Origin of the sequence: Streptomyces sp. NBC_00647 (assembly GCF_045207245.1) — a bacterium.
Taxonomy (GTDB): Bacteria; Actinomycetota; Actinomycetes; order Streptomycetales; family Streptomycetaceae; genus Streptomyces.
This window is the reverse complement of the sequence record NZ_CP109040.1, coordinates 2,349,755-2,365,501: the sequence shown is the minus strand read 5'-3', so window position 1 is coordinate 2,365,501 and position 15,747 is coordinate 2,349,755. Positions and strand designations below refer to the sequence as shown.

At 70.8% G+C, this 15,747-nt stretch carries 14 protein-coding genes; 13 read left to right on the top strand and 1 reads right to left on the bottom strand.

All coding sequences use genetic code 11. The features are described 5' to 3' along the window. Positions 1-37: 37 nt before the first annotated feature. Positions 38-2,206 carry an ATP-binding protein gene (locus OG788_RS10395; protein ID WP_406370323.1) on the bottom strand — a complete coding sequence of 723 codons (2,169 nt, stop codon included), beginning with the start codon at positions 2,204-2,206 and terminating at the stop codon, positions 38-40. 157 nt (positions 2,207-2,363) lie between these two features. Between OG788_RS10395 and OG788_RS10390 the strand changes: the two genes are divergently transcribed. From OG788_RS10390 to nusB, 13 genes are all read left to right on the top strand, one after another. Then, positions 2,364-2,798, top strand: coding sequence for a DUF948 domain-containing protein (locus OG788_RS10390; RefSeq protein WP_266756517.1), 435 nt, complete (start codon positions 2,364-2,366; stop codon positions 2,796-2,798). Between the two features lie 7 nt (positions 2,799-2,805). Beyond that, positions 2,806-3,162, top strand: coding sequence for a DUF6167 family protein (locus OG788_RS10385; protein ID WP_406370321.1), 357 nt, complete (start codon positions 2,806-2,808; stop codon positions 3,160-3,162). Further along, positions 3,162-5,834, top strand: coding sequence for an alanine--tRNA ligase (gene alaS / locus OG788_RS10380; RefSeq protein ID WP_406370320.1), 2,673 nt, complete (start codon positions 3,162-3,164; stop codon positions 5,832-5,834). The genes OG788_RS10385 and alaS overlap by 1 nt, the downstream gene beginning before the upstream one ends. Before the next feature lie 11 nt (positions 5,835-5,845). Further along, a complete protein-coding gene (ruvX, locus tag OG788_RS10375) occupies positions 5,846-6,310 on the top strand; it encodes a Holliday junction resolvase RuvX (protein WP_406370318.1) in 465 nt (154 codons plus the stop codon). 123 nt (positions 6,311-6,433) lie between these two features. Continuing rightward, positions 6,434-8,326 (top strand): endolytic transglycosylase MltG, encoded by a 1,893-nt coding sequence (mltG, locus tag OG788_RS10370; RefSeq protein ID WP_406370317.1) that lies wholly within the window; start codon positions 6,434-6,436, stop codon positions 8,324-8,326. Beyond that, positions 8,307-9,146: a shikimate dehydrogenase gene (locus OG788_RS10365; protein ID WP_406370315.1), complete on the top strand. Its 840-nt coding sequence runs from the start codon at positions 8,307-8,309 to the stop codon at positions 9,144-9,146. Before mltG ends, OG788_RS10365 begins: the two co-directional genes overlap by 20 nt. Before the next feature lie 298 nt (positions 9,147-9,444). Beyond that, on the top strand, positions 9,445-10,629 hold the full coding sequence (gene aroC, locus OG788_RS10360) for a chorismate synthase (protein WP_351539137.1): 1,185 nt from the start codon (positions 9,445-9,447) through the stop codon (positions 10,627-10,629). A 29-nt stretch (positions 10,630-10,658) separates the two neighbouring features. Beyond that, positions 10,659-11,141 carry a shikimate kinase gene (locus tag OG788_RS10355; RefSeq protein WP_356757169.1) on the top strand — a complete coding sequence of 161 codons (483 nt, stop codon included), beginning with the start codon at positions 10,659-10,661 and terminating at the stop codon, positions 11,139-11,141. Then, positions 11,138-12,229 carry a 3-dehydroquinate synthase gene (gene aroB, locus OG788_RS10350; RefSeq protein WP_351539140.1) on the top strand — a complete coding sequence of 364 codons (1,092 nt, stop codon included), beginning with the start codon at positions 11,138-11,140 and terminating at the stop codon, positions 12,227-12,229. Before OG788_RS10355 ends, aroB begins: the two co-directional genes overlap by 4 nt. A gap of 192 nt (positions 12,230-12,421) precedes the next feature. Continuing rightward, positions 12,422-13,303, top strand: coding sequence for a Pro-rich N-terminal domain-containing protein (locus tag OG788_RS10345; RefSeq protein WP_406370313.1), 882 nt, complete (start codon positions 12,422-12,424; stop codon positions 13,301-13,303). A 90-nt stretch (positions 13,304-13,393) separates the two neighbouring features. Continuing rightward, positions 13,394-14,500, top strand: a complete 1,107-nt coding sequence (locus tag OG788_RS10340; RefSeq protein WP_406370311.1) for an aminopeptidase P family protein — start codon at positions 13,394-13,396, stop codon at positions 14,498-14,500. 60 nt (positions 14,501-14,560) lie between these two features. Beyond that, complete coding sequence (gene efp / locus OG788_RS10335; protein ID WP_266756500.1) at positions 14,561-15,127, top strand: elongation factor P; 567 nt, start codon at positions 14,561-14,563, stop codon at positions 15,125-15,127. Positions 15,128-15,129: 2 nt separating this feature from the next. Next, a complete protein-coding gene (gene nusB / locus OG788_RS10330; protein ID WP_266756498.1) occupies positions 15,130-15,564 on the top strand; it encodes a transcription antitermination factor NusB in 435 nt (144 codons plus the stop codon). The last annotated feature ends 183 nt before the right edge of the window (positions 15,565-15,747 follow it).

The window sequence follows — 15,747 nt, the reverse complement described above, 5'->3', positions numbered from 1 at the left end:
TTCTTCCGGCGGACGTAGCACCACCTGCGCGTCAGCGTCAGCCCGTCGTCTCCCCGCCCTTCGAGGTGGGCGAGACGGCGGGCTTTCGCATGTCCGGCGGCAGCCTGCGCGGCGATGGCACCGCCCCGAGCGGCAGAGCCCCGGCCCCGCCGAGCGCGCGGGCGACCGCAGCGTCCTGCCCGAGCAGCTCTCCCGCCCGCACGCACTCCGCGTACCGCTCGTCGCCGAGCCGCTCCCGGGCCAGCGCCGCGCAGCGGTCGTGCGGCGCGTTGTAGTACGCCGAGCCGAACAGCGGCAGGCCCACCGACGGCCACATCCGCGATGCCGCCCCCTGGAGGAGCGCGGCCTCCGCGGGATCGCCGTCCACCGCCGTGACCAGGGCGAGCAGTTCCACCGCGAGGACGGCACCGAGCAGATCGTGGAAGGTGTGCGCGATCCCGAGGCTCTGCCGCAGGAGATCGCGGGCACGGACCTGATCGCCACCGACCTGCGCCTCGTACGCCAGGACGTACAGCGCGTACGCCAGCGCCCAGCGTTCCCCGTGGTCCTCGCAGACCCGGCGGACGTCCTCGCACAGCTTCACCGCGCCCGGCAGATCGCCCTGGAAGGCGAGCGCCATCGCCAGCTCGACCTGGCCCATCAGCACATTGCTGTTGAGCTCGCCGATCTCGTGATAGCGGTCCAGCGCCGAACGCAGCAGCGTCTCGGCGCGCGTCATGTCGTCCGTGACCAGGGCCAGGCAGCCGGTGCGATGCTCGGCGTAGGCGACCGCGACGGCGTTCTCGGAGCGTTCCGCCTCCTCGCGGCACTCCTGGAGCGCGGACAGCGCGGGCACCGCGTCGCCCTGAAGGACCGCCACATAGCCGAGCACCCACAGGGCCTTCAGCCGCGACTGATCACGGTCGCCGTCGAGTTCGACACTGCGCTCCAGCCAGTGCCGGCCCTCCGAGAGCCGGCCGCAGCCGACCCAGTAGAACCACAGGGCGCCCGCCAGGTACTGGCCCAGATGCGCCTCGTCCGGCTCCGTGAGCGAGTACTCCAGCGCGCAGCGCAGATTGGGCAGCTCCGTCTCGACGCGGACCGCCACCTCGCGCTGCCGCGGCGAGAACCAGTCGAGCTCGCACCAGGTGGCCAGGCCCATGTACCAGTCGCGGTGGCGGCGGCTCAGCCGCTCGGCGTCGCCCGTCGCCGCCAGCCAGTCCGCGCCGTAGGCGCGGACCGTGTCCAGCATCCGGTAGCGCACGCCCGCCGCCGTCTCCTCGCGCGACAGCACCGACTGGGCGAGCAGGGCGCCGAGCACGTCGAGAACGTCGTCGGCGGGCAGTCCGTCCCCGCTGCACACGTACTCGGCGGCCTCCAGGTCGAACTGCCCGGCGAACACCGAGAGCCGTGACCACAGCAGCCGTTCCTCCGGCGTGCACAGTTCATGGCTCCAGCCGATCGCCGTCCGCAGCGTCTGGTGCCGGGGCGGCGTGTCACGCCCCCCACCGGTGAGCAGCCGGAACCGGTCCTCCAGCCGGGCGAGCAGCTGAGCGGGGGAGAGGGCGCTGAGACGTCCGGCCGCCAGTTCCAGTGCCAGCGGGATTCCGTCCAGGCGCCGGCACAGTTCCCGCACGTCGGACCGGTTCCCCTCGTCCAGCGTGAACCCGGGCACCCGCGCCGCCGCCCGGTCCGCGAACAGCTCCGCCGCCTCCGCCGCGGCCAGCGGAGCCAGCGGGAACACCCGTTCACCCGCGATGTCCAGCGGTCTGCGGCCGACCGCCAGCACCCGCAGTCCGGGCGACCGCCGCAGCAGCTCGCCCACCAGCGAGGCGCTCACCTCCACCAGGTGCTCGAAACCGTCCAGGACGAGGAGGAGCCGCCGTCCGGCGAGATGGTCGAGCAGCACCTGCCGCGGGGACTTCGCCGTGTGGTCCGTCAGTCCGAGCGCCTCGACCACCGCGTACTCGACGAGTTCCTGGTCGTGCACCGCGGAGAGGTCCACGCGCCACACACCGTCGCGTCCGTCCGTCCGCGCCGCCGCGTGCGCCGCGAACCGTGACTTGCCGACGCCTCCCATACCGGTCACGGTGACCAGGCGGACCGTCTTCAGCACCTCGGCCAGCCGCGCGAGTTCCGTGGAGCGCCCTACGAACGCGTCGAGTTCCAGGGGCAGATTGCCGGGTTCCGCAGGACCGGAGGACCGGGCGCGGTGAGAACGCGTCATGAAATACGGAGCGTACTGGCCTGCTAGCACTCCGTACAATCGCTTCGGGCAAGTCCACGCCCCGGCGCCGTTAATGCGGTACGGAGCGGCGGCCCCGGCGCGATAGGGTCGGGGGACGACTTTTCGATGTTCAGGCACGCAGGGAGCGGGTGCAACAGTGTCCGGTGGTGAGGTGGCCGGGATTCTGGTGGCCGTCTTCTGGGCGATCCTGGTCTCCTTCCTCGCCGTCGCGCTGGCGAGGCTGGCCCAGACGCTCAGGGCGACCACCAAGCTCGTGGCGGACGTGACCGACCAGGCCGTCCCGCTCCTGGCGGACGCCTCGGCGGCGGTGCGCTCCGCGCAGACGCAGATCGAGCGCGTCGACGCCATCGCGTCGGACGTCCAGGAGGTCACGTCGAACGCGTCCGCGCTGTCGACGACCGTCGCCTCCACGTTCGGCGGCCCGCTGGTCAAGGTCGCGGCGTTCGGCTACGGCGTGCGCCGGGCCATCGGAGGCCGTCGTGAGAATGTGCCCGACAAAGCGTCCCGGCGTACCGTGATCGTGGGCCGCACCGTCCCGTCCGCGCGGCGGGGAAAGCGGAAGAAGGACTGACGCAGCGATGTTCCGCCGTACGTTCTGGTTCACCGCAGGCGCAGCCGCGGGTGTATGGGCCACCACCAAGGTCAACCGCAAGCTCAAGAAGCTGACCCCCGAGAGCCTCGCGGCGCAGGCCGCCAACAAGGCGATCGACGCGGGCCATCGGCTCAAGGAGTTCGCGCTCGACGTCCGCGACGGGATGGCCCAGCGAGAGGCCGAACTCGGCGAGGTGCTCGGTCTGAACGAGCGCCCGGACCCCGAACTGCCGGCGCAGCGCCGTGTCGCCGTGATCGGCGACGGCAAGCAGCTCGGCAACGACAAGCAGATCAAGTACATCGAGAACACGACGTACACGTACAACCGGAATGAGGACCACTGATGGAGTCGGCTGAAATCCGCCGCCGCTGGTTGAGCTTCTACGAGGAGCGCGGTCACACCGTCGTCCCTTCGGCGTCGCTCATCGCGGACGACCCGACTCTGCTCCTGGTCCCCGCCGGCATGGTCCCCTTCAAGCCGTACTTCCTCGGTGAGGTCAAGGCTCCCTGGGCGCGCGCCACCAGCGTGCAGAAGTGTGTGCGCACGCCCGACATCGAAGAGGTCGGCAAGACCACGCGCCACGGCACGTTCTTCCAGATGTGCGGCAACTTCTCCTTCGGCGACTACTTCAAGGAAGGCGCCATCACCTACGCCTGGGAGCTGCTCACCTCGCCCCAGGACAAGGGTGGTTACGGCCTCGACCCCGAGCGCCTGTGGATCACGGTCTACCTCGACGACGACGAGGCCGAGACCATCTGGCGCGACAAGATCGGCGTCCCGGCCGAGCGCATCCAGCGCCTGGGCAAGAAGGACAACTACTGGTCCATGGGCGTCCCCGGCCCCTGCGGCCCGTGTTCCGAGATCAACTACGACCGCGGCCCCGAGTTCGGCGTCGAGGGCGGCCCGGCCGTCAACGACGAGCGGTACGTGGAGATCTGGAACCTGGTCTTCATGCAGTACGAGCGCGGCGAGGGCACCTCGAAGGACGACTTCGAGATCCTCGGCGACCTGCCCAGCAAGAACATCGACACCGGCCTCGGCATGGAACGCCTCGCCATGATTCTGCAGGGTGTGCAGAACATGTACGAGATCGACACCTCCATGGCCGTCATCAACAAGGCCACCGAGCTGACGGGCGTCGAGTACGGCGCCGCCCACGACTCCGACGTCTCGCTGCGCGTGGTCACCGACCACATGCGCACCTCCGTGATGCTCATCGGCGACGGCGTGAGCCCCGGCAACGAGGGTCGCGGCTATGTGCTGCGCCGCATCATGCGCCGCGCCATCCGCAACATGCGCCTGCTCGGCGCCACCGGTCCCGTCGTCAAGGACCTCATCGACGTCGTGATCGCGATGATGGGCCAGCAGTACCCGGAGCTCGTCAGCGACCGGCAGCGGATCGAGACCGTGGCCCTCGCCGAGGAGGCCGCCTTCCTCAAGACGCTGAAGGCCGGCACGAACATCCTCGACACGGCCATCACCGACACCAAGGAGTCCGGCGGCACGGTCCTCGCCGGCGACAAGGCCTTCCTGCTCCACGACACGTGGGGCTTCCCGATCGACCTCACCCTCGAAATGGCCGCCGAACAGGGCCTGTCGGTGGACGAGGACGGCTTCCGCCGCCTGATGAAGGAGCAGCGGGACAAGGCCAAGGCCGACGCCCGCGCCAAGAAGACCGGCCACGCCGATCTCGGCGCCTACCGTCAGATCGCCGACGCCGCCGGCGAGACCGACTTCATCGGCTACGACCGCACCGAGGCCGAGTCCACGGTCGTCGGCATCCTCGTCGACGGCGTCTCCTCCCCGGCCGCCACCGAGGGCGACGAGGTCGAGATCGTCCTCGACCGCACCCCGTTCTACGCCGAGGGCGGTGGCCAGATCGGTGACACGGGCCGCCTCCGCGTCGACACCGGTGCCGTCATCGAGATCCGCGACTGCCAGAAGCCCGTCCCGGGCGTGTACGTCCACAAGGGCGTCGTCCAGGTCGGCGAGGTCACCGTCGGCGCCAAGGCCCAGGCCACCATCGACGTACGCCGTCGTACGGCCATCGCCCGCGCCCACTCGGCCACGCACCTCACGCACCAGGCGCTGCGCGACGCTCTCGGCCCGACGGCCGCCCAGGCCGGTTCCGAGAACCAGCCCGGCCGCTTCCGCTTCGACTTCGGCTCCCCGTCCGCCGTCCCGACGGCCGTGATGACCGATGTCGAGCAGCAGATCAACGAGGTGCTCGCCCGCGACCTGGACGTGCACGCCGAGATCCTGAGCCTGGACGAGGCCAAGAAGCAGGGCGCCATCGCCGAGTTCGGCGAGAAGTACGGCGAGCGCGTCCGCGTCGTGACCATCGGCGACTTCTCCAAGGAGCTGTGCGGCGGCACCCACGTGCACAACACCTCCCAGCTCGGCCTGGTCAAGCTGCTCGGCGAATCGTCCATCGGTTCCGGGGTGCGGCGCATCGAGGCCCTGGTCGGCGTCGACGCCTACAACTTCCTCGCCCGTGAGCACACGGTCGTCGCCCAGCTCCAGGAACTGGTCAAGGGCCGCCCCGAGGAGCTTCCGGAGAAGGTCTCCGCCATGCTCGGCAAGCTGAAGGACGCCGAGAAGGAGATCGAGAAGTTCCGCGCGGAGAAGGTCCTCCAGGCCGCCGCCGGCCTCGTCGAGTCCGCCAAGGACGTCAACGGCGTCGCCCTGGTCACCGGCCAGGTCCCGGACGGCACGGGCGCCGACGACCTGCGCAAGCTGGTCCTCGACGTACGCGGCCGCATCCAGGGCGGACGTGCCGCCGTGGTGGCCCTGTTCACGGTCGCGGGCGGCAAGCCGCTGACGGTCATCGCCACCAACGAGGGCGCCCGTGAGCGCGGTCTGAAGGCCGGCGAGCTGGTCCGCGCCGCCGCCAAGACCCTCGGCGGCGGCGGTGGCGGCAAGCCGGACGTCGCCCAGGGCGGCGGCCAGAACCCCGCCGCCGTCGGCGAGGCCATCGACGCGGTCCAGCGCCTCGTCGCCGAGACGGCCAAGTAGAGGCCGCGGACATGCGCAGAGGACGTCGGCTCGCGATCGACGTCGGGGACGCCCGGATCGGGGTCGCCTCGTGCGACCCCGACGGGATCCTCGCGACACCGGTGGAGACGGTCCCGGGACGTGACATCCCGGCCGCCCACCGCCGGTTGAGGCAGCTCGTCGAGGAGTACGAGCCGATCGAGGTCGTCGTCGGGCTCCCTCGCTCCCTCAAGGGCGGCGAGGGTCCTGCCGCGGTCAAGGTCCGCGCCTTCGCCCAGGAGTTCGCGGCCGGGATCGCTCCCGTGCCGGTGCGGCTCGTGGACGAGCGGATGACCACGGTCACGGCCAGTCAGGGCCTGCGTGCCTCCGGCGTGAAATCGAAGAAGGGCCGGTCGGTGATCGACCAGGCCGCTGCTGTCATCATTCTCCAGCAGGCCCTGGAATCCGAACGGATGTCAGGCAAGTCTCCCGGCGAGGGCGTCGAAGTGGTCATGTGATCGCGATACGGTAACGTTCCGCCCGATGCGGTGGCGTTCGAACAGCCCTCGCACAGTAAAGAGGCGGACGGGAGCCGGGCCATAGGAGCCGGCCGCTGCCGGCTCGCGGCTCGTAGGGGATCGATGACTGAGTATGGCCGGGGCCCAGGCTCCGAACCGTGGCATCCGGAGGACCCGTTGTACGGGGACGTCGGATGGGGCGGACAGGCCGCCGACGGCCAGTCCGCCTACGACGGCGGCCAGCCGCAGCACTATCCGCAGCAGCAGGCGCAGCAGGGCGAATGGGGCACGGGTCAGCAGCAGCAGTACCCCGGTCAGGGCCAGCAGCAGTACAACGGTCAAGGTCAGCAGCAGTACCCCGGTCAAGGTCAGCAGCAGTACCCCGGTCAAGGTCAGCAGCAGTACCCCGGTCAAGGTCAGCAGCAGTACCCCGGTCAGGGGCAGCAGCAGTACCAGGGTCAGCAGCAGTACCCCGGCCAGGGCCGGCAGGGGTATCCGGACCAGGGCCGGCAGCAGTACCCCGGTCAAGGTCAGCAGCAGTACCCCGGTCAGGGCCAGCAGCAGTACCCGTCCCAGGGTGGGCAGCAGCAGTACGCCGACAGCGGCTGGAACACCGGGGCACAGCCTCAGGTGCCGTACGCCGCCGACCCGGCCGACCCCTACGCGGGCCAGTACGCCGGTGAGCAGCCCGACTACTACGGCACCCCCGACGCCTACCCGCCGCCCGAGCCGCCCGCCCGGCGCCGCGCCGAGCCGGAGCCGGAGCGTGAGCCCGAACCCGAGCCCAAGACGGACTGGGACCCGGGACCGGACCAGGGCGAGCACGCGTTCTTCGCCGGTGGCGACGACGATGACGACTTCGACGACGACGATGACGACCCGAAGGGCCGCCGGGGCCGCGGTGACCGCAAGGGCCGGGGCGGCGGCACGGGCAAGAAGAAACGCCGCAGCGGCTGCGCCTGCCTGGTGGTCGTCATGGTCTTCGGAGGCGGCCTCGCCGGAGCCGGCTATTTCGGATATCAGTATTACCAAAATCGTTTCGGCTCCGCTCCCGACTACTCGGGCGAGGGCACGGGGCAGGTCGCCGTCGAGATTCCCAAGGGCGCCGGCGGCTACGTGATCGGCCAGAAGCTCAAGGAACTCGGTGTCGTCAAGAGCGTGGACGCCTTCGTCTCCGCACAGGCGGAGAACCCCAAGGGCAAGTCCATTCAAGCGGGTGCCTATCTCCTCCGGAAGGAGATGTCGGCCGCGAGCGCCGTCGCGTTGATGCTCGACCCCAAGAGCCAGAACAACGTGGTCGTGCCTCCTGGTTTCCGCAATGCCCAGGTGTACGAACGGATCGACACCAAGCTCGGCCTTGCCGCCGGCACCACCGCCAAGGTGGCGAAGAAGGAATACAAGAGCCTGGGGCTCCCGAAGTGGGCGAACACCGACAAGGACATAAAGGATCCGCTGGAAGGATTCCTCTACCCGCTGACGTATCCCGCGGCCAAGGGCATGAAGCCCGAGGCCGTGCTGAAGAGCATGGTCGCGCAGGCCAACAAGAAGTACGCGGCGATGGAACTCGAGGCCAAGGCGAAGGCCCTCAAACTCGATGATCCGCTGCAGGTGGTCACGGTCGCGAGCCTTGTCCAGGCCGAAGGCAAGACGCCCGACGACTACCGGAAGATGGCCGAGGTCGTCTACAACCGGCTGAAGTCCACCAACACCGAGACCAACCAGAAGCTGCAGTTCGACTCGACCTTCAACTACCTGAACAACCAGAGCAAGATCCACATCGGCGAGTCCGAGATCAACAGCAACCCGGACCCGTACAACACGTACTTCCACAGGGGTCTGCCGCCGGGTCCGATCGGCAACCCGGGTGACGACGCGTTCCGGGCGGTGTTCAACCCGACGAAGGACGGCTGGATGTACTTCGTGGCGACCGACGGTAAGAGCAATACCGAATTCGCCAAGACGAACGCCGAATTCGAGAGGCTCAAGGAAAAGTTCAATGACAGCTCGGGCGACTGATGCCCGCCGGGCCGCCGTGCTCGGTTCCCCGATCGCTCACTCCCTCTCTCCGGTGCTGCACCGGACCGCGTACCGGGAGCTGGGCCTCGGGGACTGGACGTACGACCGCTTCGACGTCGACGAGAAGGCGCTGCCCGGGTTCTTCGAGGGCCTCGGACCGGAGTGGGCCGGGCTGTCGCTGACCATGCCGCTGAAGCGGGCCGTGATGCCGCTGGTCGACGAGATCAGCGAGACGGCCGCCTCCGTCGAGGCGGTCAACACCGTCGTGTTCACCGAGGACGGGCGGCGCGTCGGCGACAACACCGACATCCCCGGGATGGTCGCCGCGCTGCGCGAGCGCGGCATCGAGCAGGTCGACTCGGCAGCCGTACTCGGTGCCGGCGCCACCGCCTCCTCCGCGCTGGCCGCTCTCGCGCGCATCTGTACCGGCGAGGTCGTCGCGTACGTCCGCAGCAAGGAGCGGGCCGCCGAGATGCGGCAGTGGGGCGAGCGGCTCGACATCGAGGTGCGCACCGAGGACTGGGCGGACGCGGAGCGGGCCCTGCGGGCACCGCTGGTGATCGCCACGACTCCGGCGGGGACCACGGACGCCCTGGCCGCCGCCGTCCCGGAGCGCCCCGCGACCCTCTTCGACGTGCTGTACGACCCCTGGCCGACCGCTCTGGCGGCGCGCTGGTCGGCGTACGGCGGAGCCGTGGTCGGCGGACTCGACCTGCTTGTGCACCAGGCGGTGCTCCAGGTCGAGCAGATGACCGGGCGGACGCCCGCGCCGCTCGGTGCCATGCGCAAGGCGGGCGAACACGCGCTGGCGGCCCGGTAGGCGACCCCGGTCCGGCGCGGCGGCACGGGGTGACACTTCTCGTGACGACCCGGACACCTCCGCGGAGCCGGGCGCCGAGACCCCCGGACGGGCCCGGCCAGGCGTCCCTGGGGGCCTACGCGGGACGACGCGACCCGGCCCGGTGCGTCCGCCTGATGGACCTGCGGCCGGTTCCCGCCCCCGAACGTGGGAGGATCGGAGGCGGCGGGCCAGGGCCGCGCACCCGGTCGCGCCGTCGCCGTGCACGAGGACGCGTGTACGCAGCAGCAGTACCAGGGCGCGAGCATGAGGAGCACCGTTGAGCAGGTTGCGCTGGTTGACCGCGGGGGAGTCCCACGGTCCCGCACTTGTCGCGACGCTGGAGGGCCTTCCCGCCGGCGTCCCGATCACCACGGAGATGGTGGCGGACCACCTCGCCCGGCGGCGCCTGGGTTATGGACGCGGTGCCCGGATGAAGTTCGAGCGTGACGAGGTCACCTTCCTCGGCGGCGTCCGGCACGGTCTGACCCTCGGCTCCCCGGTCGCCGTCATGGTCGGCAACACCGAGTGGCCCAAGTGGGAGCAGGTCATGGCGGCCGACCCGGTCGCCCCGGAGATCCTCGCCGACCTCGCCCGCAACGCCCCGCTGACCCGCCCCCGGCCCGGCCACGCCGACCTCGCCGGCATGCAGAAGTACGGCTTCGACGAGGCCCGGCCGATCCTGGAGCGCGCCTCAGCCCGCGAGACCGCGGCCCGCGTCGCGCTCGGCGCCGTCGCCCGCTCGTACCTGAAGGAGACGGCCGGGATCGAGATCGTCTCCCACGTCGTCGAACTGGCCGCGGCCAAGGCGCCGTACGGCGTCTACCCGAAGCCTTCCGACGTGGAGAGGCTGGACGCCGACCCCGTGCGCTGCCTCGACGCCGACACCTCGAAGGCGATGGTCGCCGAGATCGACCAGGCCCACAAGGACGGCGACACGCTCGGCGGCGTCGTCGAGGTGCTCGCGTACGGCGTACCGGTGGGCCTCGGCTCGCACGTGCACTGGGACCGTCGTCTCGACGCCCGGCTCGCGGCCGCGCTCATGGGCATCCAGGCCATCAAGGGCGTCGAGGTCGGCGACGGCTTCGACCTGGCCCGGGTGCCCGGTTCCCAGGCCCACGACGAGATCGTCCACACCGAGGACGGCATCCGCCGCTCCACCGGCCGCTCCGGTGGCACCGAGGGCGGTCTGACCACCGGTGAGCTGCTGCGCGTCCGCGCCGCGATGAAGCCGATCGCCACCGTGCCGCGCGCGCTGGCCACCATCGACGTCGCCACCGGCGAGGCCGCCAAGGCCCACCACCAGCGCTCCGACGTCTGCGCGGTCCCGGCCGCGGGCATCGTCGCCGAAGCCATGGTCGCCCTCGTCCTGGCCGACGCCGTGGGCGAGAAGTTCGGTGGCGACAGCGTCCCGGAGACCCGCCGGAACGTGCAGAGCTACCTCGAGAACCTGGCCATCCGGTGACCGCGCCACGGCTGGTCCTGGTCGGCCCGATGGGGGTCGGCAAGTCCACGGTGGGCGCGCTCGTCGCCGAGCGGCTCGGCTGCGCCTACCGGGACACGGACGACGACATCGTGGCCGCGCAGGGCCGCACCATCGCCGACATCTTCGTCGACGAGGGCGAGGCCGCCTTCCGCGCCATCGAGAAGCGGGCGGTGCGCGAGGCGCTCGCCGGGCACGACGGAGTGCTGGCGCTGGGCGGCGGTTCGATCCTCGACGCGGACACCCGCGCGCTGCTCGCCGGCCACCAGGTCGTCTATCTCTCCATGGACGTGGAGGAGGCGGTCCAGCGCACCGGCCTGAACGCGGCCCGTCCGCTGCTCGCCGTCAACCCCCGTCGGCAGTGGCGCGAGTTGATGGAAGCGCGCCGCCCGCTGTACACCGAAGTCGCCCGCGCGGTCGTGGCGACCGACGGCCGTACCCCCGATGAGGTCGCCCGAGCGGTCCTCGACGCAGTGGAGTTGAAGGAAGCATGAGCGAGGCAGTGACCCGCGTCCAGGTCGGCGGCACAGCGGGCACCGACCCCTACGAGGTCCTGATCGGCCGTCAACTCCTCGGTGAACTCCGCGGGTTGATCGGCGACAAGGCACAGCGTGTCGCCATCGTCCACCCCGAGGCGCTCGCCGAGACCGGCGAGGCGCTCCGCGCCGACCTGGCGGAGCAGGGCTTCGAGGTCGTCGCCATCCAGGTGCCGAACGCCGAGGAGGCCAAGACCGCGGAGGTCGCGGCCTACTGCTGGAAGGCGCTGGGCCAGTCCGGTTTCACCCGCACCGACGTCATCGTCGGCGTCGGCGGCGGAGCCACCACCGACCTGGCCGGTTTCGTGGCGGCGACCTGGCTGCGCGGGGTGCGCTGGATCGCCGTCCCCACCACCGTGCTCGGCATGGTCGACGCGGCGGTCGGCGGCAAGACCGGCATCAACACCGCCGAGGGGAAGAACCTCGTCGGCGCCTTCCACCCGCCCGCGGGCGTGCTCTGCGACCTGGCGGCGCTCGACTCGCTCCCGGTCAACGACTTCGTCTCCGGGCTCGCGGAGATCATCAAGGCCGGATTCATCGCCGACCCGGTGATCCTGGAGCTCATCGAGTCCGACCCTCAGGCCGCCCGGACGCCCGCCGGCCCGCACACCGCCGAGCTGATCGAGCGCTCCATCAAGGTCAAGGCAGAGGTCGTCTCCGGCGACCTCAAGGAGTCGGGGCTGCGCGAGATCCTCAACTACGGCCACACGCTCGCGCACGCCATCGAGAAGAACGAGCGCTACAAGTGGCGGCACGGCGCGGCCGTCTCCGTCGGCATGCACTTCGCCGCCGAACTCGGCCGCCTCGCGGGCCGGCTGGACGACGCGACCGCCGACCGGCACCGCACGATCCTGGAGTCCGTCGGTCTCCCGCTGAGCTACCGCTACGACCAGTGGCCGAAGCTCGTGGAGAACATGAAGGTCGACAAGAAGTCCCGTGGCGACCTGCTGCGCTTCATCGTCCTCGACGGGCTGGCCAGGCCGACCGTCCTGGAGGGCCCGGACCCGGCCGTCCTGCTCGCGGCGTACGGCGAGGTCGGGGAGTAGCGGGCGGCACCCTCCGCGGACGTATCTTCCGAAGGACCCCTGCTCAACCCGTTTTGCCCCTCCGTTCCGGGCACTTCGCACCTACCCCGGCCGTTCACACAACGGCGGCCGGGGAAGGTACCGTTCGGTAGCGACGGGACCTGCGTCCCGTCCGCCAGCGCCCATTGCCTGTACGAGACGGAGTGGCACCGGATGCAGCACGCAGTGGGGGCTCCGCTGCCGCCGCCCCACCAGCCGGGGCAAGGACCGGCCGCCAGCTGGTCGCCGGCCGGACAGTATCCGGGGCAGCAGGGTCCCGCACCCGCTCCGGGGTTCGCCGGAGCGCCGGTGCCGCCCGGGGCGCCTCCCGCCCAGGCCCCGCAGCATCATCTGCCGCCGCACCAGGTGCCCCCGCAGCCTCCCCAGCACCAGCCCGTCCCGCCCGCGCCGGACACCACCGGGCATGTGCAACTGCCTCCGGGCGCCCCGGTGGCCGTGCCGAGCCCGCCGCACGCCGCGGGGGCGCCCGATCCGGCGGCCACCACGCTCGCGGTCCTGCTCATCGGCCCCGCCGGCGCCGGGAAGACCAGTGTCGCCAAGTACTGGGCGGACCACCGCCGGGTGCCCACGGCCCACATCAGCCTGGACGACGTCCGCGAATGGGTGCGCTCGGGCTTCGCCGACCCGCAATCGGGATGGAACGACCATTCCGAGGCGCAGTATCGTCTCGCCCGCCGCACCTGCGGCTTCGCGGCCCGCAACTTCCTGGCCAACGGCATCTCCTGCATCCTCGACGACGCCGTCTTCCCCGACCGTCCGGTCGTCGGACTCGGCGGCTGGAAGCGGCACGTCGGTCCCGGGCTGCTGCCGGTCGTGCTCCTGCCGGGCCTGGAGGTGGTCCTGGAGCGCAACGCCGAGCGCTCCGGGAACCGCCGGCTCAGCGACGAGGAGGTCGCGCGCATCCACGGCCGGATGGCCGGCTGGTACGGCTCCGGGCTCCCGATCATCGACAACTCGCAGCTCGACGTGGCGGCCACGGCCCGTGTCCTGGACGACGTCCTAGCCCGGTCGATCGCCAGCCCGCCGCAGTGGTGAACGGGCCCCGGGTCCGACCGTTCGGGTTCCGGCCCACCCGTCCGGCTCTCTGAACCGGCGACATCCGGCCACCGCTCGTACGCTCGGTTCATGTCAGAGGTGTACGCGACCCGCAGAGAGCGGCTCCGGGAGCGCAGTTCGGCGGGCGGCAGCGCGACCGCGCTCGTCACCCGTCCCGCCAACGTGAGGTACCTCGCCGGCGCGGCGCCGCACGGCTCCGTGCTTCTGCTCGGCGTCGGCGAGGACATACTGCTGTGCGGCGGCCCGCCGAGCGGCGAGGCCGTGGAAGGACGCCCGGACGAGGCGCTGAACGTGCGGGTGCTGCCGCGCGCCGGTGGTGATCCGGCCGTCGCGGCCGCCGGATTCGCGGCAGGACAGGGCGCCGAGTCCCTCGCGGTCGAGGAGCACCACCTGACCGTGACGCGGCACCGCGCCCTCGGCTCGGTCGCGCCGCGGCTGCGCCTGGCCGACCTGGGCGGCGCGGTGGAACAGCTGCGCGTGATCAAGGACGAGGAGGAGATCTCCTGTCTGCGGATCGGTGCCGAGATCGCCGACCAGGCGCTGGGTGAACTCCTCGAATCCATTCTGGTCGGCCGGACGGAACGCCATCTGGCCCTGGAACTGGAGCGTCGGCTCGTCGACCACGGAGCGGACGGACCGGCCTTCGCGACCTCGGTCGGTACCGGCCCGAACTCGGGACGACGGGGCCACCGGCCCACCGACCGGCGGGTCGAGGAGGGCGACTTCCTCTCCGTCTGCCTCGGCGCGACCTACCGCGGCTATCGGTGTGAGATCGGTCGTACGTTCGTGATCGGGACCTCGCCCGCCGACTGGCAGATCGAGCTGTACGACCTCGTCTTCGCCGCCCAGCGCGCCGGACGGGAGGCGCTGGCACCCGGCGCCGCCTACCGGGACGTGGACCGCGCGGCGCGTCAGGTACTGGACTCCGCGGGCCATTCCGAAGGGCTTCCGCCGCTGACGGGGCACGGTGTCGGGCTCGAAATCGACGAGGACCCGCAGCTTGCCCCCGCGGCCATGGGTAAACTGGACGCTTGCGTGCCGGTCACCGTCGAACCGGGGGTCCACATCCCGGGCCGGGGCGGTGTCAGGATCGATGACACGCTCGTCGTACGCCCTGAGGCGGACGGCGGACCCGAGCTACTCACCATCACGACCAAGGAGCTGCTCGCGCTCTAGCTTTTCGAGCTGTGCGCGTGCGCCGGGGTCGTCCACGTCAGTCCAGGAGATTCCGCAACCGTGGCTTCCACGAACGACCTCAAGAACGGCCTGGTGCTCAAGCTCGACGGAGGCCAGCTCTGGTCCGTCGTCGAGTTCCAGCACGTCAAGCCCGGCAAGGGCCCGGCCTTCGTGCGCACCAAGCTGAAGAACGTGCTCTCCGGCAAGGTCGTCGACAAGACGTTCAACGCCGGCGTCAAGGTCGAGACGGCCACGATCGACAAGCGCGACATGCAGTTCTCGTACATGGACGGCGAGTACTTCGTCTTCATGGACATGGACACGTACGACCAGCTCATGGTCGACCGCAAGTCCGTCGGCGATGCCGCCAACTTCCTGATCGAGGGCTTCACGGCCACCGTCGCCCAGCACGAGGGCGAGGTGCTCTTCGTCGAGCTGCCCGCCGCCGTCGAGCTGGTCATCCAGGAGACCGAGCCCGGCGTCCAGGGCGACCGCTCCACCGGTGGCACCAAGCCCGCCATCCTGGAGACCGGTCACCAGATCCAGGTCCCGCTCTTCATCACCACCGGTGAGAAGATCAAGGTCGACACGCGCAGCAGTGACTACCTCGGCCGGGTGAACAGCTAACCGTGGCTGCCCGCAACACGGCCCGCAAGCGCGCCTTCCAGATCCTCTTCGAGGGCGACCAGCGCGGCGTGGACGTCCTGACGGTCCTCGCGGACTGGATCCGGCACTCCCGGTCCGACACCCGGCAGCCGCCGGTGAGCGAGTACACGATGCAGCTGGTCGAGGGCTACGCCACCAAGGTGCGGCGGATCGACGACCTCATCGCGCAGTACGCCGTCGGCTGGACGCTGGACAGGATGCCGGTCGTCGACCGCAACATCCTGCGCCTCGGTGCCTACGAGCTGATCTGGGTCGACGAGACCCCGGACGCCGTGGTGCTCGACGAGGCGGTGCAGTTGGCGAAGGAGTTCTCCACGGACGAGTCGCCCTCGTTCGTGAACGGCCTGCTGGGCCGTCTGAAGGACCTGAAGCCGTCGCTCCGCCGCGACGACGCCTAGGCGGCAGGCAGAGACAGGCGTACGGCCCCGAGGGGGCGTACGGAACGCCGGAGGGCCCGCAGCGCGATCGCTGCGGGCCCTCCGGCGTTCCCGTACCTCTGAGGCCTCCGAGGCCCGCAGAAAGCCGCCGGGGTGGCCGGAACCATCAGGTTCCGGCCACCCCGGCGGCACGTTTCTGCTGAG

Excerpts from the sequence above, each read along its gene's own strand:
- OG788_RS10395 (WP_406370323.1), bottom strand. The coding sequence starts at position 2,206 with ATGACGCGTTCTCACCGCGCCCGGTCCTCCGGTCCTGCGGAACCCGGC.
- OG788_RS10385 (WP_406370321.1), top strand. The coding sequence starts at position 2,806 with ATGTTCCGCCGTACGTTCTGGTTCACCGCAGGCGCAGCCGCGGGTGTA.
- alaS (WP_406370320.1), top strand. The coding sequence starts at position 3,162 with ATGGAGTCGGCTGAAATCCGCCGCCGCTGGTTGAGCTTCTACGAGGAG.
- ruvX (WP_406370318.1), top strand. The coding sequence starts at position 5,846 with ATGCGCAGAGGACGTCGGCTCGCGATCGACGTCGGGGACGCCCGGATC.
- mltG (WP_406370317.1), top strand. The coding sequence starts at position 6,434 with ATGACTGAGTATGGCCGGGGCCCAGGCTCCGAACCGTGGCATCCGGAG.
- OG788_RS10365 (WP_406370315.1), top strand. The coding sequence starts at position 8,307 with ATGACAGCTCGGGCGACTGATGCCCGCCGGGCCGCCGTGCTCGGTTCC.
- OG788_RS10355 (WP_356757169.1), top strand. The coding sequence starts at position 10,659 with ATGGGGGTCGGCAAGTCCACGGTGGGCGCGCTCGTCGCCGAGCGGCTC.
- aroB (WP_351539140.1), top strand. The coding sequence starts at position 11,138 with ATGAGCGAGGCAGTGACCCGCGTCCAGGTCGGCGGCACAGCGGGCACC.
- OG788_RS10345 (WP_406370313.1), top strand. The coding sequence starts at position 12,422 with ATGCAGCACGCAGTGGGGGCTCCGCTGCCGCCGCCCCACCAGCCGGGG.
- OG788_RS10340 (WP_406370311.1), top strand. The coding sequence starts at position 13,394 with ATGTCAGAGGTGTACGCGACCCGCAGAGAGCGGCTCCGGGAGCGCAGT.